Source organism: Pseudomonas nabeulensis, assembly GCF_004682045.1.
Taxonomy (GTDB): domain Bacteria; phylum Pseudomonadota; class Gammaproteobacteria; order Pseudomonadales; family Pseudomonadaceae; genus Aquipseudomonas; species Aquipseudomonas nabeulensis.
The window spans coordinates 25658-51191 of record NZ_QUZT01000045.1; the positions used below are offsets into that span (position 1 = coordinate 25658).

Here is a 25534-nt window from a genome sequence, read left to right on the forward strand (position 1 = left end):
TGGTGCTGGGATCAAGTGGTTGGCCGTTCAGATTGTTACGAGGCCGCGTACACCTTCGCTTTCCATATTTTCACCACGGCCCTGCTGCACGATTTCACCGCGTGACATCACCAAATACTGGTCGGCCAGTTCGGCGGCAAAGTCGTAGAACTGCTCCACCAGCAGAATCGCCATATCGCCACGGGCGGCGAGCTTCTTGATGACGGCGCCGATCTCCTTGATCACCGAGGGTTGGATGCCTTCGGTGGGCTCATCAAGGATCAGCAGGCGTGGTCGACTGGCCAGCGCGCGCCCAATGGCCAACTGTTGCTGCTGGCCGCCGGACAGGTCGCCGCCACGGCGATGTTTCATTTGCAGCAACACCGGGAACAATTCGTAGATGAATGCCGGCACTTCCTTGGCTTCGGAACCGGGAAAGCGTGCCAGGCCCATCAGCAGGTTTTCTTCCACGGTGAGCCGCCCGAATATCTCCCGGCCCTGAGGTACATAGGCGATCCCGGCATGCACGCGTTGGTGCGGCTTGAAGCCGGTGATGGCCTTGCCCTCCCAATTCACCGCGCCTTCCTTGGACGGCAGCAAGCCCATCAGGCATTTGAGCAAAGTGGTCTTGCCCACGCCGTTACGACCGAGCAGGCAGGTGACTTCGCCGACTTTCACATCAAAAGACAGCCCGCGCAGGATGTGGCTGCCGCCGTAGTACTGGTGCAATTTCTCGACTTGCAACATTCTAAACCCCTCCTCAATTCCCCTGTGGGAGCGGGCTTGCTCGCGAATGCGGTGGATCAGTGACAGATGCATTGACTGACACACTGCATTCGCGAGCAAGCCCGCTCCCACATAAAGCAAGCCCTTGTCTGGCTCAGCGACCGAGATAGACCTCGATCACCCGCTCATTGTCCTGCACCTGCTCCAGCGATCCTTCGGCCAGCACGCTGCCCTGGTGCAATACCGTCACATGGTCGGCAATCGAACCGACAAAACCCATGTCGTGCTCCACCACCATCAGCGAGTGCTTGCCCGCCAGGCGCTTGAACAGTTCGGCCGTGAATTCGGTTTCGGCATCGGTCATGCCCGCCACCGGTTCGTCCAGCAGCAACAGTTGTGGGTCTTGCATCAGCAACATGCCGATTTCCAGGAACTGCTTCTGGCCGTGGGACAGCAGCCCGGCCGGGCGCTGCAACGAAGCGGTCAGGCGGATGGTGTCGAGCACTTCATCGATACGGTCTTTCTGCTCGCCGCTCAGGCGTGCGCGCAGGCTGGCCCAGACGGATTTGTCAGTCTTCTGCGCCAGTTCCAGGTTCTCGAACACGCTCAGCGCTTCGAACACCGTGGGTTTCTGGAACTTGCGGCCAATGCCGGCCTGGGCGATCTGCACTTCGCTCATGCCGGTCAAATCAAGGTTTTCTCCAAACCAGGCGGTGCCGTGGCTGGGTCGGGTCTTGCCGGTGATCACGTCCATCAGCGTGGTCTTGCCTGCGCCGTTGGGGCCGATGATGCAGCGCAGTTCGCCGACGCCGATGTACAGGTTCAAGTCGTTCAGCGCCTTGAAACCGTCGAAGCTCACGCTGATGTCTTCCAGGCTCAGGATGGTGCCGTGGCGGGTATTCAGGCCCTTGCCTGCGGCCTGGCCAAGACCGATAGCATCACGGCCGCTACCGCCATCGAGGATCGGTTCAAGCATGAATTCGGCGGCGGCACCGGCAGCGCGCATCTCGAGATACCTCATGATTCACCTCGTTTTTTCAGCAGGCCGATCACACCCTTGGGCAGGTACAAGGTGACGATGATGAACAGCGCCCCCAGGCAGAACAGCCAGTATTCGGGGAAGGCCACGGTGAACCAGCTCTTCATGCCGTTGACCACGCCAGCGCCGAGCAGCGGGCCGATCAAGGTTCCACGCCCGCCGAGGGCGACCCACACAGCCGCTTCGATGGAGTTGGTCGGCGACATTTCGCTGGGGTTGATGATGCCCACCTGCGGCACATACAGCGCCCCGGCCAGGCCGCACAGCACGGCGCTCAACACCCATACGAACAGCTTGAAACCGCGTGGGTCATAGCCGCAGAACATCAGGCGGTTTTCCGCGTCACGCAAGGCGGTCAACACCCGGCCAAACTTGCTCTGGGCCAGGCGCCAACCGATAAACAAGCTGACCACCAGCAACAGCACCGTTGCGATAAACAGCACCGCCCGCGTGCCCGGTTCGGTAATGCCGAAGCCCAGGATGCTGCGGAAGTTAGTGAAGCCGTTATTACCGCCAAAACCGGTCTCGTTACGAAAGAACAACAACATCCCGGCAAAGGTCAGCGCCTGGGTCATGATCGAGAAGTACACACCCTTGATCCGCGAGCGGAAGGCGAAGAAGCCAAACACCAGCGCCAGCAAACCCGGCGCCAACACCACCAGGCACATGGCCCAGAGGAAGTGCTCGGTGCCGACCCAATACCAGGGCAATTCGGTCCACGACAAAAACGTCATGAACGCCGGCAACTCATCCCCGGACGCCTGGCGCATCAGGTACATGCCCATTGCGTAACCGCCGAGGGCAAAGAACAGGCCGTGGCCGAGGGACAGCATCCCCGCGTAACCCCACACCAGGTCCAGCGCCAGGGCGACGATGGCGTAGCAGAGGATCTTGCCCACCAGCGTCAGCGTATAGGCCGACACATGCAGCGGGTTCTCCGGCGACAACAGTGAAAGCAGTGGCAGCGTGAGCAGCAGGATCAGGATCACCGCGCCGACCGCAATCGTCACCTTGGGGCCGGCCTTTTGTGTGGCCGTGAGCATCAATGGCTGGTTCATCAGTCGATCACCCGTCCTTTCAGTGCGAAGAGTCCTTGCGGGCGTTTCTGGATAAACAGAATGATCAGCGCAAGGATCAGGATCTTGCCGAGCACGGCGCCGATCTGCGGTTCCAGGATCTTGTTGGCGATGCCCAGGCCAAACGCGGCCATGACGCTACCGGCCAACTGGCCGACGCCGCCGAGTACCACCACCAGGAACGAATCGATGATGTAGCTCTGGCCCAGGTCAGGGCCGACGTTGCCGATCTGGCTCAAGGCGACACCGCCCAAACCGGCGATACCGGAGCCGAGGCCAAACGCGAGCATGTCCACCCGCCCGGTGGGCACGCCGCAGCAGGCCGCCATGTTGCGGTTCTGGGTGACGGCGCGCACGTTGAGGCCAAGGCGCGTCTTGTTCAGCAGCAGCCAGGTCAGCACCACCACACACAGCGCGAAGGCGATGATCACGATGCGGTTGTACGGCAGCACCAGGTTGGGCAGCACTTGAATGCCGCCTGACAACCAGGCGGGGTTGGACACTTCGACGTTCTGCGCACCGAACACCAGGCGCACCAGCTGGATCAGCATCAGGCTGATGCCCCAGGTGGCCAGCAGGGTTTCCAGTGGACGGCCATAGAGGTGGCGAATCACCGTACGTTCCAGCGCCATGCCGATGGCGGCGGTGACGAAAAACGCCACCGGCAACGCGATCAACGGGTAGAACTCAATGGCCTGCGGCACGTAGCGCTGCATCATCAATTGCACCACGTAGGTCGAGTACGCGCCGAGCATCAGCATCTCGCCGTGGGCCATGTTGATCACGCCGAGCAGGCCGAACGTGATCGCCAAACCCAGGGCCGCCAGCAGCAGGATCGAGCCGAGGGACATACCGCTGAAGGCTTGGCCAAGGACTTCGCCGAGCATCAGTTTGCGTTTGACCTGTGCCAGGCTGGTCTCCGCGGCGGTGTGCACCGCGGCATCGGTTTCCACGCCGGGGGCGAGCAAGGCTTCCAGGCGCGTGCGGGCCAGCGGGTCGCCGGTGCCGCCGAGCAAGCGCACGGCGGCGAGGCGCACTGACGGGTCGGGGTCGACCAGTTGCAGGTTGGCCAGCGCAAGGCTCAACGCTGTATGCACGTCTTCGTTGGTCTCACTGGCGACTTGCTGGTCGAGGAATTTGAGCTGCGCCGGTTGTGCGCTTTTTTGCAGGGTCACCGCTGCGGCCAAACGCACCTTGGGGTCGGCGGCGAGCAGTTGCTGGCTGGCTTGTGCATTGTCGATCAGGCTGCGCAGGCGGTTGTTCAGGCGAACCGTCTTGGTTTCACCGTTTAGCGTGAGCTGGCCTTGTTGCAGGGCGTCCACCAACTCGATGCGTGCCGGGTCGGGCTGGGCGGCCCAGTCTTGCAGGAGTTTGGCTTGCTGGCTGGGGTTGGCGGACAGGAAGTCTTCGGCGTCGCTGGCGTGTGCTGCAAAAGGCAGCAACAACAGGGCGGCGAGGATGAAGCGATGGAGGGCAGTAGGCATAACAAAATGTCCTGATCATGCGCGGACTGGCTTTCTGTGGGAGGGGGCTTGCCCCCGATGGCGGTGGATCAGTGACAGGTGTTTTGCCTGACACACTGCTATCGGGGGCAAGCCCCCTCCCACAGGGGTCTTAGTTGCTCTTGACGGCGTGGTCAGGCTTTTTGTCATTACCCGGAATGTACGGGCTCCACGGCTGGGCACGGATCGGCTCTTCGGTCTGCCACACCACCGAGAACTGCCCATCGGCCTGGATCTCGCCGATCATTACCGGTTTGTGCAGGTGGTGGTTGGTCTTGTCCATGGTCAGGGTGAAGCCCGACGGCGCGGCAAACGTCTGCCCGGCCAGCGCTTCACGCACTTTGTCGACGTCGGTGGACTTGGCTTTCTCGGCCGCTTGCGCCCACATATGGATGCCCACGTAGGTGGCTTCCATCGGGTCGTTGGTCACGGCTTTGTCGGCGCCTGGCAGGTTGTGTTTCTGGGCGTAGGCTTTCCAGTCGGCGACGAACTTCTTGTTCACCGGGTTCTCCACCGACTGGAAGTAGTTCCACGCGGCGAGGTTGCCCACCAACGGCTTGGTGTCGATGCCGCGCAGTTCTTCTTCGCCCACGGAGAACGCCACCACCGGTACGTCGGTCGCTTTCAAGCCCTGGTTGGCCAGCTCCTTGTAGAACGGCACGTTGGAGTCGCCGTTCACGGTGGAGATCACTGCCGTCTTGCCGCCGGCGGAAAACTTCTTGATGTTGGCGACGATGGTCTGGTAATCGGCGTGGCCGAACGGGGTGTAGACCTCTTCGATATCCTTATCGGCTACGCCCTTGGAATGCAGGAACGAACGCAGGATCTTGTTGGTGGTGCGCGGATACACGTAGTCGGTGCCCAGCAGGAAGAAGCGCTTGGCCGCGCCACCTTCTTCGCTCATCAGGTATTCCACGGCAGGGATGGCCTGCTGGTTCGGCGCCGCACCGGTGTAGAACACGTTGGGCGACATTTCTTCACCTTCGTATTGCACCGGGTAGAACAGCAGGCCGTTGAGTTCTTCGAATACCGGCAAAACGGATTTGCGCGACACCGACGTCCAGCAGCCAAACACCACGGCCACCTTGTCCTGGGTCAGCAGCTGGCGGCCTTTCTCGGCGAACAGCGGCCAGTTGGACGCGGGGTCGACAACCACCGGTTCGAGCATCTTGCCGTTCACGCCGCCCTTGGCGTTGATCTCGTCGATGGTCATCAGCGCCATGTCTTTCAGCGATGTTTCAGAGATGGCCATGGTGCCGGACAGCGAGTGCAGGATGCCGACCTTGATGGTCTCGGCGGCCTGGATCGTCCAGGTCATGCCCATGGCGGCAATGGATGCCGAAAGAGTGAAAGCCTTGATCAAGCTGCGACGCTTCATGGTGCGATCTCCGAGAACCCGAGTGGTGTTGTTGGACAGATACCAGGGCGATTGCAAGGGCTGTGCCTGCTTTGCGCAGGCCCTGTTTCAGGGCGTTCGGCGGTGTTTGGTGCAGTCTTGCCGCACCGAATCGGCGCCCGGTTCGGGGCGTGGTGCAGGCGGGGCACTGTCTTGGTGCGCAGGCTAATTATCTAACGCCAGCGGCACTGTGACGTGTTCAGGATGGGGTACTTTTGAATCCTGCCTCCAAGGTGTTCCCATGAGTGTCTCCCAAGGCCATGCGCGGCTCGGCCCGCTGAGCCCGCCCTTTATCAGCGCCGATGATGCGGCGCGCTACGTTCACGAACGCATCGACAATCGGCGTGACAAGGAGTACGGCAGCGTGATTCTGCAGCGTCTCGCCGATCAGTTGTACGTGGCAACCGAACCGGTCGCGGGCCGCAGTGCGACGTTTGACTACACTCTGTTGCTCGACCGCGAAAGTGCCAATGGCGAATTTCTCCAGCCACCGGGCTACATCCTTGTCGCCAGCCTGCATTCCCATCCCGATACGCTGGTCAGCACGCAACAGCTCAACCCGAAATGGTCTGTGCAGCAAGTCAAAACGTTCATGAGTTTCTATTCCGAGCCAGACATCCTGTTCAACCACCGCGAGCGGTTGACGTTGCCTTATGCCTATTTGTCAGGACCGGACGGCGCACTGCTGCGCTACAAGAGCAGCGCGTCGGAGGCTGCGCAGCAGTATGTTCGCTGGTTGGCAGAGGCTGGAGCATGGACCTCACCTCATGCGCATGATGGGACCCTGGAAGGCGCCTACAAAAAACTGGCGTCGGTGGGGACGTTGCGTTTCGTGGAGTCCAGCCCGTCGTGGGGGGGCTCTGTGGGCGATGTGCCTACGGATTGGCAACCGTATAAACCGTTTACTGCGCCAGCCCTTCCATTGGCCTGCGGTCCGGTATTCACGACTCGCGAGCAGGCGCTGACCCACGCCTGGGCGAAAATCCAGCGGCGCCCGACGCTGCGCCAACAGGTTTTGATCCTGCAAGATGCAAGGGCGGCGGGTTACATTCCCTCTGAACCGTTGTTGATCACGCCTGGGAATGAGCGCCTTCGTCTTTTGCCGGATGGCTTCCATGTCCACGGTATCTACATCCATTCCCGCCCGCTGCCCGGCCAATACCCCGACCTTGAGGCCTGGCTGTACAAGAACTTCATCAGCCCGCGGGAGCTGGCGCAACACATTGCGCGGTTCCGCGGCTACGCCAACGATTCGCCATCGACCCTGGGTGCTTCACTGTTTATCCGCATGCGTGACGAAGCCATCCTGCGCTACCGTTTTTCCGGTTCGCCCGAGGAGTCACGGCTGCTGGCTCAAGAGTCGGACTTGCAGGCGCAGTTGCACAACGGTGGTCTGCTGACCCGTGCATTTGTCTTGCAAGTGGCGAACGCGGCCGAGTTGAGCGTCGAGAAAACCAGCCGCCTGTGGGACCGCCCTGGTGTAGTGGATGCCCTGTGGCGACCCTATGCAAATCTCGCTCTGCCGCCCTTGAGTCGGGCCTTCCTGACGGCCGACGATGCCGCGCGGCATGCCCACGCCAGCATCGGTGGGCGGCGCGATCAACGCTTCGCCGGCTTGGTCCTGCAACGTACAGACGGCCGCTATGTGATCACCGAGCCAGCGCCTGTCAGTCAGAATCCGTTCGCCTTTGAGGGTGGCTACCCGAAAGACCGCCAGGGCGTGCCGATCATTGTGTCGCAGGGGCATCGCCTCATCGCGCGTTATGCCTCGTGCGTGGCGTTGTCGATGCAGGCTGACGCAGGCTCGTGGGCACATCAGGAGCAGGAGCTGAATGGCCAGATGTTTACGCCCGGGGACGTCGGCGCCATTCATCAATCCGGCCTGCCGGCCTATCTGTCCGGCACCCCGGAGAGCCTGATTGTCTATCAGTCGGGCAGCACCGCCAGTGATCCAAAGGGAACACCCTCTGAGCGGGTCAGGACGTTGGCTGAAACCGGCACCCTGCGCGTGTTGACCGTCACCGCGTTGTGGGGGCCGGCAGAAAAGCTTGAGAACGACTGGGCGCCTTTTGTTCGGGTATTCGAGTTTCAACGGCCAGACGAACTGAGCTACGGCGCACTCTTCGAAAGCGCCGATGCTGCTGCCCTGGACCTGCATCGCAGGCAACCGCTGCGCGCGCACCTGCGTTATGCCTATCTGTACTTCGCGTTCATTTTCAAGCACCAGACCACAGAGACCTATGTCGCCAGCGAGTTGATCCCCGCGACGCAGAAAACCCCATTGCTTTCCCTGCCCGGTGTCTCCAGCAATGCGGTGCCCGAAGGGTTCGCGTGTTGTGGGGTTTTTTATGCGCGGCAGTGGGCGGGCAGCGGTTCGCTGAATTGGCTCGAACGCTTTTTTATCGTGCCCGATGACTTGAGCATTGCCATCACCCAGAGCCGCGATGACACGCCCGTTTCGACCAACGGTGCAATGATCTACATCGCTCCGCCCGAGGGTGCCTTGTTGAGGTACAGGTCACCGTCCACTCAAGCGTTGTTTGAGGCGCAAAGCACGGGCGAAACCTACGAGGACATCCTGGCCAAGCTGAGTTACGGTACGTTGACGCCCTTAAAGTTCGTGCGACAGGTCGCCGAAGGAGGCGACCTGCGGGTGCTGCGCGAAAGCCCCTGTTGGGACCGCATCGGCAAGGTGTCAGGGCAGTGGGAGCCTTACGCCCACCTCCAGCGGCGGCGCCTGGGCCCGGCCTTTCTAACGATGGATGATGCCGCCCGCTATGTGCGCGGCCGCGTGCCGGTGGATCGGGCGGCCCATTATGGGGGCGTCATTCTGCGCCGCGATGATGGTTGGTTTACCGCTACCGAACCGGTGCTGGTGCCCGATGAAGTGTTCGATACCCCCTGGGTGTTTCCCGATGAGCTGGTGAGCCGGGGGCTCTATCCTGTAAGGATGTCGGTGGTCGCCAGCTATCACTCAAGGCTCGCGCTGCCCGCGCCGTTTTTGCTGACGCCGACGCAAGCGACGGTGTACGCCAACATGGTTTCCACCAGGGTGCTGGCCCAAGCCATCGGTGCAACCGACGAGCGCCTGACGTACTACGTCCTGGGGCCGGACGGTTCGCTGATCAGTTTGTTGGCGACGCCTCGGGTGAAGTATCCACCGGTCACTTCGCAAGACCTGGTGACCCGTCCGCGTAACCGGCATGACTGGCGTTTCGGTAACCTCCAACAACGCTTGAGCGGGGGAACGCTTACCCCGGCGGAATACGTCAACCGCGTGGCCACAAGTTTCACCTTGCGGGTGGTGGAAGGCAGTGCGATGTGGGGCGCGCGGGGCCCGGTTTCCAACTGGCGCCCGTTTGCACCGACGACGGCGACCCAGGCTGAATACGACCCGGCGTGCAGCCCGCTCTGCACGCGGCCGGACGACGCTGCGCGTTACGTTCATCAGCAGGTGACGCTGCGTTCCGAGCTCAGCTTCGGGTACCTGCTCAAATCCCTGCAAAACGGTCACTGTGTGGCGACATTGCCTGTGGCCGCGGCGGGCCTGGGGTTTGGTCATCGCCGAGTGTTCAGCGATGCCGGTTATCCTCATCGCTATGACATGGCCGGGCTGTATATGTGCATCCCCCTGGGTGGAGAGTTCTACCCTGCAGGGCGAATGCAGGCCGGTGACGAGATTTTCAACGGGTTGTTTTCCCCGCGTGACCTCAAGGCGGCACTGGCCGTGGTTCATGCTACTCAGGCGCGTGCAAGCCTGCCGTTGTACCTGTCGTGTGCCGACGGTGCACTGCTCAAGTTTGAAGTGCGGGATGCACGTTTTGCTCAGTACAGCGACCTTCTCAACCTGCGTAATCGGTTGTTGAGTCCACGTGATTTCATTCGGCGCATGGCTGCGGCGGGCGACCTTGACATCCTTCAGTCCAGCACGAATTGGCCAGGGTTGGGGCGGGTAGGCAGCCAATGGCAACCCGGGCGCTCAATGGCCACGTTGGCTGCCCCTCAATGGGCGTTGGGACCGATCCACGCCCATTGCGACGATGCGGCGCATTACGCCCACCACCTGATCGGCGCCTTTTCCGGCAAGCAGTACCTGGGCGCGCTATTGGAAAACCCGACCGCCAGCACCTGTCTTCCCGTGCTGCCGGTGGAAGACCAGGGGTTCCCTTCTGCAATCGCCGAGCCCCTGCAGCAAGGCGCCTGGCCGAAGGGCTATCGCTTGATCGCTGCGCATACGGTGTTCCATGCCGGGCTCGACCAGCCGCCAAGTGCTGCCGAGCTTTCATTCCGGCAGTACTTTGTGTCCTGGCGGGAGCTGGGGTATTACGTGCACAACCTGAAGGCCAAGGGGCTGTTGATCAGCGGTTTTTACCTTTCTACCCGTGACGGTGCGTTGCTCAGCTACGTGCCGCAGTTCAGCAACGAGGAATACAACCTGTTGGACAGTGCCCTCAAATGGTCGCCCTCCACCGGCTATACACACCTTGCACCCGTGCCTTCCCGGGTGATCACCGAACTGGCGCGCATCGGCGAACTGCGGGTGATTCACGCCGGGGTTTTTTGGCGACTGCGTGATCGGCTGGGGGCGAGCCTGCAGCAGTGGTTGAGCCCTTCATTTCCGCTTCCCGCGAAAGACGAGTTGTGACGTCGGCCTAACCATGTAACGCCAAAAGCAATCGCAGGTGGTCGAGCATGCGTTGAGTATTTTCCAAAGGAACACAGGGTCATGGATAACCACTTGGCGACACGCTCGGTCGAACAGCTTCTACGCAATCTTAGCCCACCGTTTCTTGGCGCCGATGACGCGGCACGTTATGCGTTGGCGCAATTGGACCTGCGAAATAACCAGCCTCAAGGCGGTTACCTATTCACAGGTCCAGACGGTTATTGTCATGCGTCGCGGCCCTTCGAAGTGGCCTTGAGCGATTTGTTGCTTAACGATGCGCTCAGTATGGAAACCGCGGGTAACCGGCTATTGCCCAGCGGCTACCTGTATGTGGCGTACTACTTCCGTGACGCAGACCGCCAGGCAGAGATCCACCGCCGACGGCCAAGCTGGAGCACGCAACGTATTACCCTCACACAGAGCCTGCCGCCGATGCAGGCAGTATTGGTCACCCACTCACTTTTCCAGGCTTTCTACACTGTTGGGCCACAGGGGGGCCTGGTGCGTTTTACGCCTGGCGAACAGGCGTCGTTGATTTATATGACGTTGCGTCAGCAGGTACGGGAGCAAGTCGAACCGGCACTGCCTGCCGAGCACGAGCCGGTGGAAGGCTACATCCACACGTTGAGGACTGCCGGCGAAGTATCGGTGGTTGAAACCAGTGCAATCTGGGCGGGATGGAAGGGGCCTCTGAATGAGCGGTGGAAGGTTTATGCGCCCGATCCTGTCCAGGCAGTGCCCGAGCCGCGGCAAAGCCCCATTTTTGCCGATGCGCCTGCGGCCATGGCATTTGCTCACCGGTTGATGCTCCTCAAACCGACCGAGCGTCAATCGGGCTTTTTGCTCAAGCACCTTAACCGTCAGGCCTTCATGGTGACCGAGCCCTTGCCGATGCAGGGTGATGCGTTCGACACGACGAAGGTGTTTGTCTCGGACACGGACGGCGCGATCTTTGTGCCAAGGGAGTTCGTTTTCTGGGGGGTTTATTGCCTGGCGATTGATCAGCCCGCGCCATCGGCGGTCAAGGAGCCCTGGCTGTACGAGCGCTTTGTCACGCCCGTGACGCTGGCCCGCGCGATGGCGTTTTCGCGTGGTATCGGCAATCCGGGATTTGCCTTGTACCTGAGTGTTTTCGACGGTGCGCAGTTGCGCTATGTGTTTTCCCACTCGCATGCCGAGGACGCGTTCTATTCGCCGATATCCGACACGGCCCACCCTATCGACAGAGGGCTGCAGGCCTCTTTGGAAGCGGGCACGCTGAGCCCTCACACCTTTATTTCCAGGCTCGCTGCGGCCGGCGAATTATCGGTGATTAAAACCAGTGTGCTGTGGGATGTCGCCGGCAAGGTCGGCCAGGGTTGGAAACCGTTTTCCCGCTATCAAAACCCACCCCTTGGCCCGGCCTTCTTGCTGGCCGACGATGCCGCGCGTCATGCCCACGAACACATCGGCAGCCATCGTGAACGAGGCTATATCGGCTTGATTTTGCAGCGCAACGATCAACGGTTTGTTGCCACTGAACCGCTGGGCAATCCGGCCGCCCGTTTTGATTTCAGCCAGGTATTTATCGTTGAGCGCTCGGGCAGGCCCGTCGTGCTGTACCCGGGGCATACGCTCCATGGCGTTTACTGCTCGCGCTGGCGAGGGGATGAGGTCTCGAATGCCAGGGCCGGCTACGAGGCACAGGTGCAGACCCAGATGTTCACGGACGTCGATATTCACCGGATTCTCTCGCTTCGACCTGGTGGACTCGTGGTCTACCTGTCGGGCGCGGCGGACTGCCTGCTTCGCTACCAAACCTATCTGGCAGGAGAGGGCAGCTCACTTTTTGAGCGTTCAATGCCTGCGCCGGGCGGCAGTCGGATTCAGCATGACTTGCAAGCAGGCACGATGGTACCGAGTGATGTGGTTGTAGAACTCGCCCTGTCAGGTGAACTGCACGTAGTGGAGGGCAACCCGCTATGGGGGCCGCCTGGGAAAATCGAGAGTGACTGGTCACCGCCCTATGAGTTGGACGTGCGCAATGATCCCGTTCTGCCTCAATTGGGCCCTGTTCACGCCGACAGTCAGGCGGCCGTTTTCGAGGCCTGCACTCACTGGCGCCATCGCTATGGCCTGGAATATTGCGGGTTGGGTCTGGTGCTCAAGCACCGTGTTCTCAATGAATTCGTGGCCTCACAAACAGTGCCGGGCCCGATGTTTGATCGCCTCGTACAGGCCTGTCGGTTTGGTGCAGCGGTATTGACGCAGACGTTCCAGGTGCACGCGGTGTATCACTCGGTGCGCGGCCTGGCCGCTGGGCTGAGTGGACACGACGCCTGGATCGCCCGGCATTTCATTGCCGCTGACGATTTCTACTGTGCGCTGTACGACCAGCAAGGCGTGCGACGCACCAAAGGTCTTGAGACATTGCCCCTTTACCTCTCGCCGCTTGACGGGGCGTTGTTGGAATACCGTAGTGACGAAGATCCCTTCCGGTTGTTCACGGACGAAAAAGGCCGCGTCGACGCGCATGTGCTGCCGGCCAAACTGGGGTTGACCCTGACTCAGCGCAGCTACGTGCAGAACGTCGCCCGCGCCGGTCAACTCACGGTGTTGACCACCAGTGAATGTTGGGATGTGCCAGGTGCGGTCGGTGAGGATTGGACGCCCTTCGACCAGATCAGCCGACGCCAATTGGGGCCGGTGTTTTTTTCCCGCGACGATGCGGCTCGCTATGCGTTGATGCGCCTGGGCAGCAAGCGCGACAGGGTCTATGGCGGGCTGATCCTGCGGCGCACCGACGGTTTGTTCACGGTCACCGAACCGCTGCCGGTGGATGTCGAAGATTTTTCGCCGCCCTGGATCCGTCTGAACGCACTGGTCAGCCACGCGCAGTTTCTGGCGGGTAGCACGGCGGTGGCTCGATACCACTCGCGATTGAACATTGATCCACCGTTTGCGCTGACAGATACCGAGCGGGCGGTGTACCAGACTATGTTTTCCACCGATTTCCTCGGCGCCGTGCTTGAGAAAGTCCCCTTTCCACCCAGGCATGCCATAGACCACGAATACCTGCTGTGTGCCGACGGGGCCTTGCTGTGTTTCACCGCCACGGGCAGCGCGCTTGAAGACTCACTCGCGAAATTGCTGGTCGCGCCTTCCCGTGCCCACCTGCATCCCAAGAACAACGCGTTGGAGCGTGCAATGCGCGATGGCCAGGTCACGCCCAGTGAGTATGTCAACCGGGTTGCCCGTGCCGCAGAGCTGCGCGTGGTGCAGGGCAGTGAACTGTGGGGGCCAGCCGGCAAGCTCACACAGTGGCAGGCGAACGCCAAGCCCGACGCAACGCGCCTGGCGCCGATGGACCAGGCGTTCAGTCCGGTGTTTGTGCAGTTGCCGGACGTGTTGCGTTTTATCCACCGACGCAAAGCCGTGGAGGATCAGCCGGGGTTCGGTGTGATCCTCAAGAGCAGGAAATCGGGCTATTACATGGCCAGTCATGCACTGATTGTGCAGCATGGCCCGTTGACGCTGGAGCGTGTGCTCGCCGGTGGGGTGGCGCCTGCGGGCCATGAACTGTTTGGCCTCTATGTCTGCCCCCCTGAGTCCGGCATCAGTGCTCAAGACCTGGAACGCGCGCTCAGGCTCAAGGCACCCGGAAAAACGGGATACCTGCCGGTCTATCAGGCTCGTGCTGATGGCCGCTGGTTCAATCTTGATACCCGGCAACACGTCGCTCCTGCGTACGGCGCGTTGAGTTTCGGCCCGCTGTTTTGTCACCCCGACGATGCCGCCCGGCACCAGGTTCGCCCCTTCAAGGGCGATGAGTACATTGGCGTGATTGTGAGTGATGCGGCCAACACCGGCTTTGTCGCCGCCGAGCCGCTGCTGGACGAAGGTATCGAATCGCCGGTGCCGCGGCGCCTGTTCTTGTACGAAAGCACCTTGTTGGACCCGTCGCCACCGCCACCGGCGTACCCCCCTGGCTATCGTCTGCTGGCTGCACAATTGTTCTTCAAGACCATGGGCCACGACGAAGACGACAGCCAGTCGGACAAGCAGCTGCGCCAGCATTTTGTGGCCAGGGATGAGTTGGGCTTTTACCGAAACCTGTTGGGCGTGAGCCGGGTTAAAGGGGGCATGTGTTACGTGTTGACGCGCCAAGGTGCCCTGCTGGCTTTTACGCCACGGTTTACCACGCGGGAAGAATCGCTGTTTTCCGGATTGGTGTTTGGCCCCCCGAGCTTCCCTCCCGGTGAGTGGCTGTCACGGCTAACGTTTGATGGCGGTTTACGCGTACTCGACCCGGATAGTTACTGGACACGCCGTGGCAGGGTCAAGGGCACCTGGAAAAGCGTCAACGGTGAGGAAGTACCGGATTGGCAAATCCAGCCTGTGGTCTCGGGCAAGGACGAGCTTTGAGGGGGGATTCGTTGAAGTCGTTTGAATACTTTCAGGTTGAACGCTGATCCAAATGTGGGAGGGGGGCTTGCCCCCTCCCACATTGGATCGGTATTTTGATCTGCTAAAAGGTGTAGTCCGCCGTGACGAAGAACGAGCGCGGCTCGCCCAGGATCCACTGCTGTCCATCGTTGTACTGGCTGACGGCATAGGTGCGGTCAAACAGGTTATTCAGTTGCAAACCCAGGGTGGTATTGCGCATGGCCTTCCACGACACCGTGGCATCCACCACGGTATAGCTCGGCAATTCACTCTGGTTGGCCATGTCGGCATACCGCGCATCCACATAGCGCACGCCGGCACCGGCGCGAATGTCATCGGTCACGGCCTTGCTCAACCACAGGTTGGCCGTACGGCGTGGTACGTCCACCGGGCGATTGCCATCGCGGGAAACCTGCACGCCGTCGACGTCCTGGCTGAAGTCGTCGTATTGCGCATGAACGATGGCGGCGTTGGCTTGCACTGCCCAGGCGTGGGGCAGTTGCAGGTCAAGGCTGGCTTCCAGGCCACGGGAGGATTGCTGGCCAACTTGCTGCTGATGGTCCGGGTCGCCGGGGATGTCGGTGAGCAGTTTCTTTTTGACGATGTGATAGGCCGCCAACGTCCATTCGCCGCGTTGGTCCCAGAACGCCTGCTTGATACCGATCTCGGTCTGCCTGGCGGTGGACAGGTCGAATTGTTGCTGGCTCGGGCTCAAGGAAATCAGGCCGCCGACGCCGTCGGTGCTGGTGGAGTATTGGCCGTAGAGCGAGGTATCCGGGGTGACCGCATACACCAGGCCGGCCTTCCAGTTATTGCCGGTGAGGGTCTTGTCGGTCTGGCCGCCGGTGCGCAAATCATCGCGGGCAACCTGCGCATAGTCGCGGCGGATGCCAGTGATCAACGACAACTGATCGGTGAGTTGCAGGCGGTTTTCGGCGAAGCCGGCGACGGTTTTGGTGGTGGTGGCGAAGACCGGGCTGAAGGGGGAGATACTCGCAAACTGCCCCGCGGCGGGGTGGTTGATGTCGATGGGTTGGCCGCTGGTGACGCTGTCGGTGAACGGCGAGTTGCTGGCCAGGCGGAAGCGGATGCGGTTGTATTCCACACCGGCCACGGTCTGGCTGTCGAGGCCGAACAGGCGGTGCTTGAAGGTGAAGGTCTGGCGGTCGCCGACCTGTTCCTGGTTGTGCTTGATAGCGAAGTTGCCGCTGCGGGTGAGCTGGCCGTTGGTGAAATTGTAGTTCTCGGCGTTCTGCCAGCGGCGCTGGTTTTTCAGGTAGAACAACTCGTTGGTGGCGCTGACGCTGTCGTTGATCTGCCACTCACTGGTCAGGCGTGTCCACTGGTCGTTGTAGTGCTGGGTGTCGTTGCTGACGTTGTAGTTTTTATCACGCAGGCTCTTGTGCAACTGGCCGTTGATCAGCGGTGTACCGAAGTCGTTTTGCGGACGCTGGTCGCCATAGTCGCTGGCCAGGGTGAAGCTCAGGTTGTCCGCTGCTTGCCAGCGCAGTGCGGCGCTGACGAAGTCGCTGCTGGAGTCGCCACGGTCGATGAAACCGTTGCTGCGCAGGCGGTTGAGGTTGAGGCGATAGCTCAGGGTGTCGGTCAGCGAGCCGCCGCTGTCGAGGGCCTGCTGCTGACGATCATAGGAACCGTAGCCCAGGCGGATATGGTTTTCGATCTCGCCTTCGAACGGCTTTTTCGGCACGGTATTGATCACCGCGCCGGTGGCGCCTTCGCCGTACAGAACGGAGGCCGGGCCGCGCAGCACGTCCACGCGTTCCACCGACCAGGTGTCCACCGGGAAGGTCGAGGTGCCCATGCCCATGTACATGCGGTTGCCGTCATACAACTGCATCACCGAGCCCTGACCGGTGAAACCACGGGCCGACAACGAGGTGCCGCCGTCGCCCGGCGTGCCGGTGCGGCTGATACCCGTGGCGCGGGAAATCGCGTCCTGCACGCTGGCATCGCCGCGCTCGCGGATCTGCGTGCCAGTCTGGCTTTCGACGCTGCCCGGGGTTTGCAGGGCCGTAAGGTTCAGGCGCGAGCCGGCGGTGGTTGGGGTCGTGGGGTCGATGTGTTCGTCATCCACCGCCGGTGCGTTTACGGCGCTGGCGGGCAGGGTCAGGGCTTGGGCATTGCTGTGCAGGGCGAGCAGGCACAGCCCGCACGCTAGGTACTTGTTCATGGGTCAATCAGTCTTCTTGAGGGGATGCTCGCCGCAGTGTGCGGCGAGCAACGATAACGCAGGGAGTGTTATAAGTTAACGCTTATTCGCTGCGCGACGAAAGTCGCGCAAGGCTACAGAAGTGCTCTGGAACGGGCATCTCACAGGGTTCATAGCGAACCTGAGGCGGATTCATGTTGTTTGAAAAAACGTGACAGCACCAGGCGATCCGCGGCCCACACCGCGATCAATGACGCGCCCACCAGCGGGAAAACAATCGCCAGCGCGAGCATGATCACCATTGCGGTTTTCCACTTCGGCAAGTCATGGCGCAGCGGCGGCACACCGAGCCCACCTTGAGGCCGACGCTTCCACCAGATCACCACGCCACTGACGGCGCTGAGCAGAATCATCAGGCAGATCAGCAGCACGATCAGCTGGTTGACCCAGCCGAACATCTTGCCTTCGTGCAGCATCACGCCGGTCTCGGTGGCGCGGGCGACGAGGTTGTAGTGCTCCCAGCGCACGTCGGCGAGGACTTTGCCGGTGTACTGATCCACATGCAGGGTTGCGTCGTTGCGTGGGTCGTCGGCGAACACCGCGAGGGTGAATACACCGGTGGCGGTGGTGGGGAAGGTGATGCTGTAGCCGGGCTCGACCTTGCGTGCAGTGGCCAGGTCCACCACCTGTTGCAGGCTCACTGTGGGGGCGGCGGGGCCCGCGTGCATGGCGCCGTGGTTCATATGTTCGGCATGGGCGCCGGACATGGGCATCGGCGTGTTTTCCATGGCCCACGGTACGGTCTGTTGCGTGGCCGTGTTGAGTACTCGCGCCTGTTGATCGGACTGCGGCACGTTGTTCCACATTGCCGCCGGGAATTTATTCCACAGCTCGGCGTATTGCTTGCCCCAGAAGCCGGTCCAGGTCATGCCGCTGAGCAGCATCACCAGCAGCAGCGACGCGCCCCAGAAACCGGTGACCGCGTGCAGGTCGCGCCAGAACACCCGGCCACGGGTGTTGAAGCGTGGCCATAAAACACCCGAAGCAGACTTGCCACGCGGCCACCACAGGTACAGGCCCGACACCACCAGCATCACGCCCCACCCGGCGGCGAGTTCGATCAGGCGGTCGCCCACGGTGCCGATCATCAGCTCGCCGTGAAGGGCACGGGCGATGGCTTGCAGGTTGTATTGGGCGTCCTGTTCGCCTAGCACTGTGCCGCGATAGGGGTCGACAAATACCGTCACGTCGCGGCCCGCGTTGTGCATCACGAATTGCGCACTGCGGGTGGCGTTGATCGGCGGCAGGTATTGGCTGATCGCGCCTTGGGGGTAAGCCGCCTTGGCGCGTTGCAACAGCTCGTCGGCCGTCAGCGCGTGCTCGGCGGCGGGGACGGTAATCAGATCGCCGTACAGCAGCGGATCGAGTTGGGGTTTGAACAGGTAGATGATGCCGGTCAGGGCCAACAGGACCATGAAGGGCGCGACGAAGAGACCGGCGTAGAAGTGCCAGCGCCAGGCGAGGTTGTAGAAAGAGATTTTGGGAGTGTTCATCAGGCTTCTTCCGCAAGGCTTGTGATTTATGGGTTGTGAACGCCAAACCTGTAGGAACCGGCTGTTGTGGCGAGGGAGCTTGCTCCCGCTGGAGTGCGAAGCGCTCCCAAGATTTTTGGGGCCGCTACGCAGCCCAGCGGGAGCAAGCTCCCTCGCCACAACAAGCTCGCTCCTACAATGCGTTAAAAGCTCATATCGATTTTAGTCCACAGGGTGCGCCCCGGCTCCGTGATGGCCTGCGGGTCATTGGCCGGGTAACCAAACCCCGCGTTCCCGGCCAGGTTCAAGTGCTCGGCATAGGCCTTGCCAAACAGGTTGTCGACGCCGGTGCTGACCTTGAAGTTTTTATTGATGCGGTACGCCGCGTTCAGCGAGAACACACCAAAGCCTGCGCTCTTGTCGAAGTCTTTGCCGACCACGTTGCCCTTGTTCTGGTCGATGCGATTTTGCGCCGCGACCACCCGCCACAAGGCACCGGCGCTCCAGTCGTCCTCGCTGTAGGTGAGGCCCAGGCGGGCGTCCAGCGGTGGGATTTGCGGCAGCGCTTTACCGTCGCTGCTGTTCTTGCCCCAGGCGTAGGCCAGGGTGGCGTCGGCTTTCCAGTGACGCGTGAGTTTGTACGCCGCACCCAGTTCACCGCCCATGATGCGTGCGTCGACATTGCGGGCCTGGGAGGTGGTGCCCATCATCCCGGGCTTGTAGTCGAAGAGGATGAAGTCCTGCACACGACCGATATAGCCCGAGGCCCAGGCTTCCAGATCGCTGGTTTTGTATTGCGCACCGAAGTCGAGTTGGGTGGTCTTCTCCGGTTTCACGCCGTCGAAGGCATTTACCGAACCGACCGCACCGGTATTGGGCGAGAACAGCTCCCAATAATCCGGGAAACGTTCGGAATGGCCGAGGCCGGCATAGAACGTGGTGTCGTTGATGTCGTGCTCATAGCGCACAAAGCCTGACGGCAAGGTATCGGCGCGGGTCTTGTCGGCGGTGGCGCTGGTTTGCCGGAAGTCCTTGGCCGAGGCGCGGTCCAGGCGGGCGCCGGTGATCAGGCGATCACGCTCGGCGGCGTACCAGGTGAGTTCGCCGAACACGCCGTAGTTGTGGAAGTTGGCGTCTTTAGTGCGCGGCAGTGCTTTGTAGGTGTCGATGCCCATGCTGCTGCGCTGGCGGTGTTCGTTGGTCTGCGCGTCCAGGCCGCCGATCAGTTGCACATCTTCCCAGCGCCAAGTGGCCTTGATGCGCGCGCCGAGGGTACGGCGGTCGACGTTGGAGGCCATGGGCCCGGCCATCATCCCGGTGCCCGACGGCGTACGCAGGCTGTAGTTGTCCATCACATGGTCGGCGTAGTTGTAGTAGACCTGGGCTTCGACCTTATCCAGCACGTCGCCAATGTTGGATTTTTCAAAGCGCAGCCCGAGGCTTTCGCGCAGGAACTGCGAGCCATCCATGCCACGTCCGGCGTAGCGCGCTTCGCCATCGCCACGGCCGGCGGTGAGTTCCAGCAGGGTGTCGGCGTCGGGGGTGAAACCGACGGCGACGTCACCGTTCCACTTGTCGTAGCGCGAGGCCACGGTGTCGTTATTGCCGTCCTTGTAGTCGTCGGCATGGGCCTGGTTGCCGATCACGCGCACATAGCCCAATGGGCCACCGGCAGCGGCGTCGATCACCTTGTCGAAACGCCCGTTGGAGCCGGCCAGAATGCTGGCATTGAGACGTGTGCCCAACTCGCCGAACTGTTCCGGTTCTCGTTCGAACAGGATGGTGCCGGCAGAAGCGCCAGGGCCCCACAGTACGGTTTGCGGGCCTTTGATCACGGTGAGCTTGTCGTAGGTTTCCGGGGAAATATACGAAGTGGGCGCATCCATCCGGCCAGGGCATGCACCGAGCATCATGCTGCCGTTGGTGAGGATATTCAGCCGTGAGCCGAACATGCCGCGCAGCACCGGGTCGCCATTGGTGCCGCCGTTGCGCACCAGGGCGAAGCCGGGGATGGTCTTGAGGTAGTCGCCGCCATCGCTGGCGGGCACCGGTTGGCGCGGGTCTTTCGGGTTGGTGATGACCGTCAGCGGTGAACTGGGGGCAATCGCCGTGATCACGGTGGGGCTCAGTTCATGTTCGGCGTGTTCGTCGGCGTGGGCCAACGGGATCAGCAGTGCGCCGCAAAGAACGGCAAAACGGGAGTCAACAGGAAACCTGGACATGACACATTCCATCCATCAATCGTAAACAACACGGCCAGCAGCCTGCGGCTGTCTATCTAGAGTCGGCCGGTGTGAAGTAACGCTGTGAAGTGCTTACGCGAGGATGGGCGGCGCGCGGCTGCGGGCGCCGGGGAAGATGTTCTGCCGGGCATGGCCCAGGCGAGTGGCGGGGGTGAGTGCGTTGGCGGGTGGCGGGCTGCTCAGGGTGAACGTTGAAACACCGCCGGGCAGGGCGGGGCAACTGTAGAGCAGGTCGCAGTAACCGCACTTGGACCACAGGGCGTGGTGTTCGCTTGGGGCTTTTGGCGCGTGGGGTTCGCAGTGCTCCATCGGCATGTTCATCGACATACCGGCGTGATGGTCCATCGGCATCGCTTGGGAAATCAGCGGACCGATAAAGATCATCAGCATGGCGAACAGGCTGATCCAACTGCCGCGCATCAGGCGCGGGCGTGGAGACAACCTGGCGCGAGGGGCGCCCATCGAGTGTCAGTCTATTGCGGGTGCTTGTGCTCGTGGCTGGCCATTGGCGGTACTTTTTGCACCGACACTTCCACCTCGACCTTGCCGGCCTTTTCGAAGGTGAGGGTCAGCGGGAACTGCTTGCCGTCGGCCAACAGGCTGCGGTCTTTGAGCCCCAACAGCATCACGTGATAGGCCATGGGGGCAAAGGTCAGCTCGCCCTTGGCCGGTACGGTCACGCTGGGCACTTGCTGCATCTTCATCAGGTCGCCCTGCATGACGTGTTCATGCAGCTCGGCCTTATCTGCTACGGGCGTCTCGACGCTGAGCAGGCGGTCCGGCGTTTCGCCCGTGTTATGAATCACGAAATACGCCGCGACGGTGGGGGCATTCGGCGGCAACTCCTGGGACCAGGGTTCGCTGACCAGCAGGTCGCCGGCCTTGTAGTCATCGGCATTGGCAGCACTGAATACCGGCAGCAACAACGCGGCCAGAAGCAGGGAAGATTTGAGCATGGCAGTTCTCCAGAACGGGTCTAAACGCAGTTCACTTGCGAGCAGATCAGACCGTTGGATAGGCGCGGGGGTTAAGGCTCGGCCATTGCTGGCGGGGGGTGGGGCTTTGCAGCCGGGGCGGCTTTAGGTTTTGCGAGGTATTGAATTGCGTGAGATACAACTGCGGCACATGGCCCGGCAGCGCCACTAACGGCGCGGAGCCCGAGCAACACCAGCAATGCTGCATGGTGGAATGGTCGTCTTGCTGGGGCGCCGGAATGGCCAGCTTGCCCAGGGCAATGGTCTTGAGGCTAGCGCCGTTGGAGGAGCAGAAACTGCCCCACAGCAATTGCTGCACCGGGTCCTGGGACTGCTGCATCGCACTCGCCATCGGCATGGCAAACGTGTTGAACAGCACTGCAAAGCAGGCGATCCAGACGATTGCAAAGCGTTGACGGGCCATGGCGGAGAATCCGTAGGGTTAAACGATCAGGGGGTATTTAGCCTGATCGCGGGGGATAAGTAAAAAGGGCGGATGTGGTTTGGTGTCGCAGCGGCTGATTTGAGGATAGACGGGGAATCTATTGAGCGTCGATCTTCAACGCTGCACGGTTCAAATGTGGGAGGGGGCTTGCTCCCGATGGCGGTGTGTCAGCTAAAAATGTGCTGACTGATCCACAGCTATCGGGGGCAAGCCCCCTCCCACATTTGACCTGTGTTTGCCTATTGCTTGGTATTGAGCCTGCGGGTTGCGCGGGCAATGTCGTCTTGGGCTCTTTTGATCAATGAGCCGTCACCAGAGTCTTCCTCTAAGCAGGCTTCGAGGTAGGCATCTATATCTTCCTGTGTGCAGAGATAGTCGGCAGCGTCGAACTTCGTGAACGTTGTCTTTCTATCAGGGTGGAATTGGGCTTTTTCCAGCCAATGGTTCAATCGTGCTGCGACTTCGGGTTCATCGGATTTCAGAGCCTCGGCTTCAAGGCTTAGCGCGTGCGCAAACTCGGGATTAGCGATTATGTGTTCGACGATCGTCTGTTCGACAGAGTGGGTTGAATGCAGGGGATGGGGCTTTTCAGTCATGTGATGAACCTCATGTTTACGTCGGTGGACGAAATGTTGAGGATCATCGCCAAGGGCATATGTATCTTGGAAGTCAGCGGGCTCTGGTGCATGTGTAGGCCGATTCCCATTGGTATCTGCGTTCAGGGAATTTGGAAGGCCTTCACAGAAATTTCCGACAAGTCTTTGAGGTTGTCCCTAGGACACTCAATCTCTAGTCTCCGTACACCGCTGCAAACTCAGTGGTCGGGCGTCGCGGCCCGGGTTCCTATGGACGCCAAGCGTCATCGTCTGCTTTCAGTTGGCGCTTTTTTATCGTCTACTGTGCGGCGCTATGGCGGCTGTGCGCGGGATACCTTCGGGTATGCCGGGTTTCCTAAGGACCGGTCCGCGAACCTGCGTACAGCTGCCACCCCCATTGCGTCGCGGCGATCAATGGCAGCTCCACTTTCCTTAGGAGCTTCACAATGATAAAACCCACCCCCAATCCCCCCATCCGGCTATTCACCGTGGCCGACGGCATCAGCACCGAAGACCTGCTGGTCAACCTCAGCGAAACCCTCGCCTCGGCCAATGCATTGAGCTGTGATCTTGCGTTTAACCTGGAAGGCGCGAAACGAGAGGAGTTGCTGGGTGTTGCGCAGTTGATTGAGCTGGCGCAGTTGCTCGCCGATCGTGTGCAAGCTGGCGTACAGCTGGCGACAACCGCAGCCTGATAATGCAGCGCTAAATGTGGGAGGGGGCTTGCCCCCGATGGCGGTGTGTCAGCTGAAAATGTGCTGACTGATCCACAGCTATCGGGGGCAAGCCCCCTCCCACATTGGATCTGTGGTGTCTAGATATGGGTGATTGCCTGTAGTAATGCAGGCGCGGTAGTGAATTCTCGGTCCACCGCCGCCAACACCGGCCGCTTCAACACCAGCACCGGCACCCCACGCTCACGCGCCACTTCCAGCTTTGGCTCGGTTGCGGTGCTGCCACTGTTCTTACTGATCAACACATCAATCCCGCGCCGCTCGAACAACGCTCGCTCATCCTCGATCAAAAACGGCCCCCGTGCGCCAATCACTTCGCACCGCTCATTCCCCGGATACACATCCAGTGCGCGCAGTGTCCAGAATTGCTCCGGCGGGATCTCTTCAAGGTGCTGCAACGGCTCTCGCCCCAACGTGAACAGCGGACGCTTGAACGGTTTCAGCGCCTCAATCAACTCAGCCCAATCGCCAACCTCACGCCAGTCATCCCCGACCTGCGGTTGCCACGCCGGTCGGCGCAGCGCCCAACAAGGCACGCCGCTCAACCGTGCAGCCTCGGCCCCATTACGACTGATCTGCGCCGCATACGGATGGGTCGCGTCGAGAATCAGGCTGATCCCTTCATCCCGAACAAACTGCGCCAAGCCCTCTGCACCGCCATAACCCCCCACCCGCACTTGGCACACCAAATCAGTCGGCACCCGCCCAACCCCAGCCAGGCTGTAGATATGTTCCGGGCCCAAGGTACGGGCGATGGCCATTGCTTCGGTCACGCCGCCCAGCAGCAAGATGCGTTTCATAGCGGCTTGACCACTTCCAGCAACGTGATAGGCAACGCCTGCCTCCACGTATCAAACTCCCCCAGCGGTTGCGCCTGAGCCACGTGGATGCGCGTCAGTTCGCCGCCATGGCGTGCGCGCCAGTCCATCAAGGTCATTTCGCTTTGCAGGGTCACGGCATTGGCAACCAGGCGCCCGCCGGGTTTCAGCTGTTGCCAGCAGGTGTCGAGCACACCTTCGCGGGTCACGCCGCCGCCGATGAAGATAGCGTCCGGGGTTTCCAGGCCGTTCAGCGCGTGTGGCGCCTTGCCACGAATCAGTTGCAGGCCGGGCACGCCCAGGGCATCACGGTTGTGTTCGATCAGGCCTTGGCGACCGGCATCGGCTTCAATCGCCAGGGCTCGGCAACTTGGGTGCGCGCGCATCCATTCAATCCCGATAGAGCCGCTGCCCGCGCCCACGTCCCATAGCAGTTCGCCGGGCATCGGGGCGAGGCGGGCGAGGGTCATGGCACGCACATCGCGTTTGGTCAGTTGGCCGTCGTGTCTGAACGCTGAGTCAGGCAAACCGGCCAGGCGTGACAAGCGCAGCGTATGCGCATCCGCCACGCATTCGATGGCGACCAGATTAAGATCGGCTACGGCCATATCTCCCCACGCCTGCGCCGACCCGTCGATACGCCGCTCGTCCGCGCCGCCCAAATGTTCAAACACGCTCAACCGGCTCGGCCCAAACCCGCACGAAGCCAACAACGCGGCAATCATCGCCGGACTACGCCCGTCATTGCTCAACACCAACAACCGCACCCCACTGGCCAGATGCGCATTCAACGCCGCCAACGGCCGGGCCACCACCGAAAGTGTCACCACCTCCTGCAACGGCCAGCCCAACCGCGCCGCCGCCAGCGACACCGATGAAGGCGCCGGCAGAATCAGCAGCTCATCCGCCGGAACCTGCCGGGCCAAACTGGCGCCCACGCCGTAGAACATTGGATCACCGCTGGCCAGCACGCACACTGGTTCGCCGCGTTGCGCCAACACCGGCTCCAGCGAGAACGGACTCGGCCACAACGCCCGCTCACCCCGAATACACACCGGCAACAGGTCCAACTGGCGCTGTGCACCTATAATCCGCGTGGCGCGCAGCAAGGCATGCCGGGCATTTCTGCCCAACCCCTTGAAGCCGTCTTCACCGATGCCTACAACCGTCAGCCAGGGCGACATATCAATTCCTTGAACGACATCCGACGGGC

At 61.3% G+C, this 25534-nt stretch carries 17 protein-coding genes; 3 read left to right on the top strand and 14 right to left on the bottom strand.

Annotated features, from left to right (window positions below; all coding sequences use genetic code 11):
• Positions 1 to 27: 27 nt before the first annotated feature.
• From urtE to urtA, 5 genes are all read right to left on the bottom strand, one after another.
• Positions 28 to 726, bottom strand: coding sequence for an urea ABC transporter ATP-binding subunit UrtE (urtE, locus tag DYL61_RS21385; protein ID WP_135309979.1), 699 nt, complete (start codon positions 724 to 726; stop codon positions 28 to 30).
• A 133-nt stretch (positions 727 to 859) separates the two neighbouring features.
• Entirely contained in the window at positions 860 to 1711 is an 852-nt protein-coding gene (gene urtD / locus DYL61_RS21390) for an urea ABC transporter ATP-binding protein UrtD (protein WP_135310000.1), read from the bottom strand.
• 11 nt (positions 1712 to 1722) lie between these two features.
• Complete coding sequence (gene urtC, locus DYL61_RS21395; protein ID WP_135309980.1) at positions 1723 to 2802, bottom strand: urea ABC transporter permease subunit UrtC; 1080 nt, start codon at positions 2800 to 2802, stop codon at positions 1723 to 1725.
• Positions 2802 to 4304 carry an urea ABC transporter permease subunit UrtB gene (gene urtB / locus DYL61_RS21400; protein WP_135309981.1) on the bottom strand — a complete coding sequence of 501 codons (1503 nt, stop codon included), beginning with the start codon at positions 4302 to 4304 and terminating at the stop codon, positions 2802 to 2804. Before urtB ends, urtC begins: the two co-directional genes overlap by 1 nt.
• Positions 4305 to 4434: 130 nt before the next feature.
• Positions 4435 to 5700, bottom strand: coding sequence for an urea ABC transporter substrate-binding protein (gene urtA / locus DYL61_RS21405; RefSeq protein WP_105695220.1), 1266 nt, complete (start codon positions 5698 to 5700; stop codon positions 4435 to 4437).
• Between the two features lie 259 nt (positions 5701 to 5959).
• On the opposite strand from urtA, the gene DYL61_RS21410 reads away from it, so the two are divergent.
• Positions 5960 to 10363, top strand: coding sequence for a DUF4329 domain-containing protein (locus DYL61_RS21410; protein ID WP_135309982.1), 4404 nt, complete (start codon positions 5960 to 5962; stop codon positions 10361 to 10363).
• Positions 10364 to 10444: 81 nt separating this feature from the next.
• A complete protein-coding gene (locus DYL61_RS21415; protein ID WP_135309983.1) occupies positions 10445 to 14788 on the top strand; it encodes a hypothetical protein in 4344 nt (1447 codons plus the stop codon).
• Between the two features lie 103 nt (positions 14789 to 14891).
• On the opposite strand, the gene DYL61_RS21420 is transcribed toward DYL61_RS21415, so the two are convergent.
• The 7 genes from DYL61_RS21420 to DYL61_RS21450 form a co-directional block, all read right to left on the bottom strand.
• Positions 14892 to 17000: a TonB-dependent receptor gene (locus DYL61_RS21420; protein WP_135309984.1), complete on the bottom strand. Its 2109-nt coding sequence runs from the start codon at positions 16998 to 17000 to the stop codon at positions 14892 to 14894.
• Between the two features lie 149 nt (positions 17001 to 17149).
• Positions 17150 to 18532: a PepSY-associated TM helix domain-containing protein gene (locus DYL61_RS21425; RefSeq protein ID WP_135309985.1), complete on the bottom strand. Its 1383-nt coding sequence runs from the start codon at positions 18530 to 18532 to the stop codon at positions 17150 to 17152.
• A 182-nt stretch (positions 18533 to 18714) separates the two neighbouring features.
• Positions 18715 to 20733: a TonB-dependent copper receptor gene (locus DYL61_RS21430; RefSeq protein WP_420825086.1), complete on the bottom strand. Its 2019-nt coding sequence runs from the start codon at positions 20731 to 20733 to the stop codon at positions 18715 to 18717.
• A 93-nt stretch (positions 20734 to 20826) separates the two neighbouring features.
• Complete coding sequence (locus DYL61_RS21435) at positions 20827 to 21216, bottom strand: DUF2946 domain-containing protein (protein WP_135309987.1); 390 nt, start codon at positions 21214 to 21216, stop codon at positions 20827 to 20829.
• 11 nt (positions 21217 to 21227) lie between these two features.
• Entirely contained in the window at positions 21228 to 21710 is a 483-nt protein-coding gene (locus DYL61_RS21440) for a copper chaperone PCu(A)C (protein WP_135309988.1), read from the bottom strand.
• Between the two features lie 46 nt (positions 21711 to 21756).
• Positions 21757 to 22152: a DUF2946 domain-containing protein gene (locus DYL61_RS21445; protein WP_135309989.1), complete on the bottom strand. Its 396-nt coding sequence runs from the start codon at positions 22150 to 22152 to the stop codon at positions 21757 to 21759.
• A 260-nt stretch (positions 22153 to 22412) separates the two neighbouring features.
• Positions 22413 to 22769, bottom strand: a complete 357-nt coding sequence (locus tag DYL61_RS21450; RefSeq protein ID WP_135309990.1) for a helix-turn-helix domain-containing transcriptional regulator — start codon at positions 22767 to 22769, stop codon at positions 22413 to 22415.
• A gap of 446 nt (positions 22770 to 23215) precedes the next feature.
• On the opposite strand from DYL61_RS21450, the gene DYL61_RS21460 reads away from it, so the two are divergent.
• Positions 23216 to 23464 (top strand): DUF6124 family protein, encoded by a 249-nt coding sequence (locus DYL61_RS21460; protein WP_135309991.1) that lies wholly within the window; start codon positions 23216 to 23218, stop codon positions 23462 to 23464.
• A gap of 119 nt (positions 23465 to 23583) precedes the next feature.
• Here the strand turns inward: DYL61_RS21460 and DYL61_RS21465 are convergent, their stop codons facing one another.
• On the bottom strand, positions 23584 to 24303 hold the full coding sequence (locus DYL61_RS21465) for a cobalt-precorrin-6A reductase (RefSeq protein WP_135309992.1): 720 nt from the start codon (positions 24301 to 24303) through the stop codon (positions 23584 to 23586).
• Entirely contained in the window at positions 24300 to 25505 is a 1206-nt protein-coding gene (gene cbiE, locus DYL61_RS21470) for a precorrin-6y C5,15-methyltransferase (decarboxylating) subunit CbiE (protein ID WP_135309993.1), read from the bottom strand. Before cbiE ends, DYL61_RS21465 begins: the two co-directional genes overlap by 4 nt.
• Between the last annotated feature and the right edge of the window lie 29 nt (positions 25506 to 25534).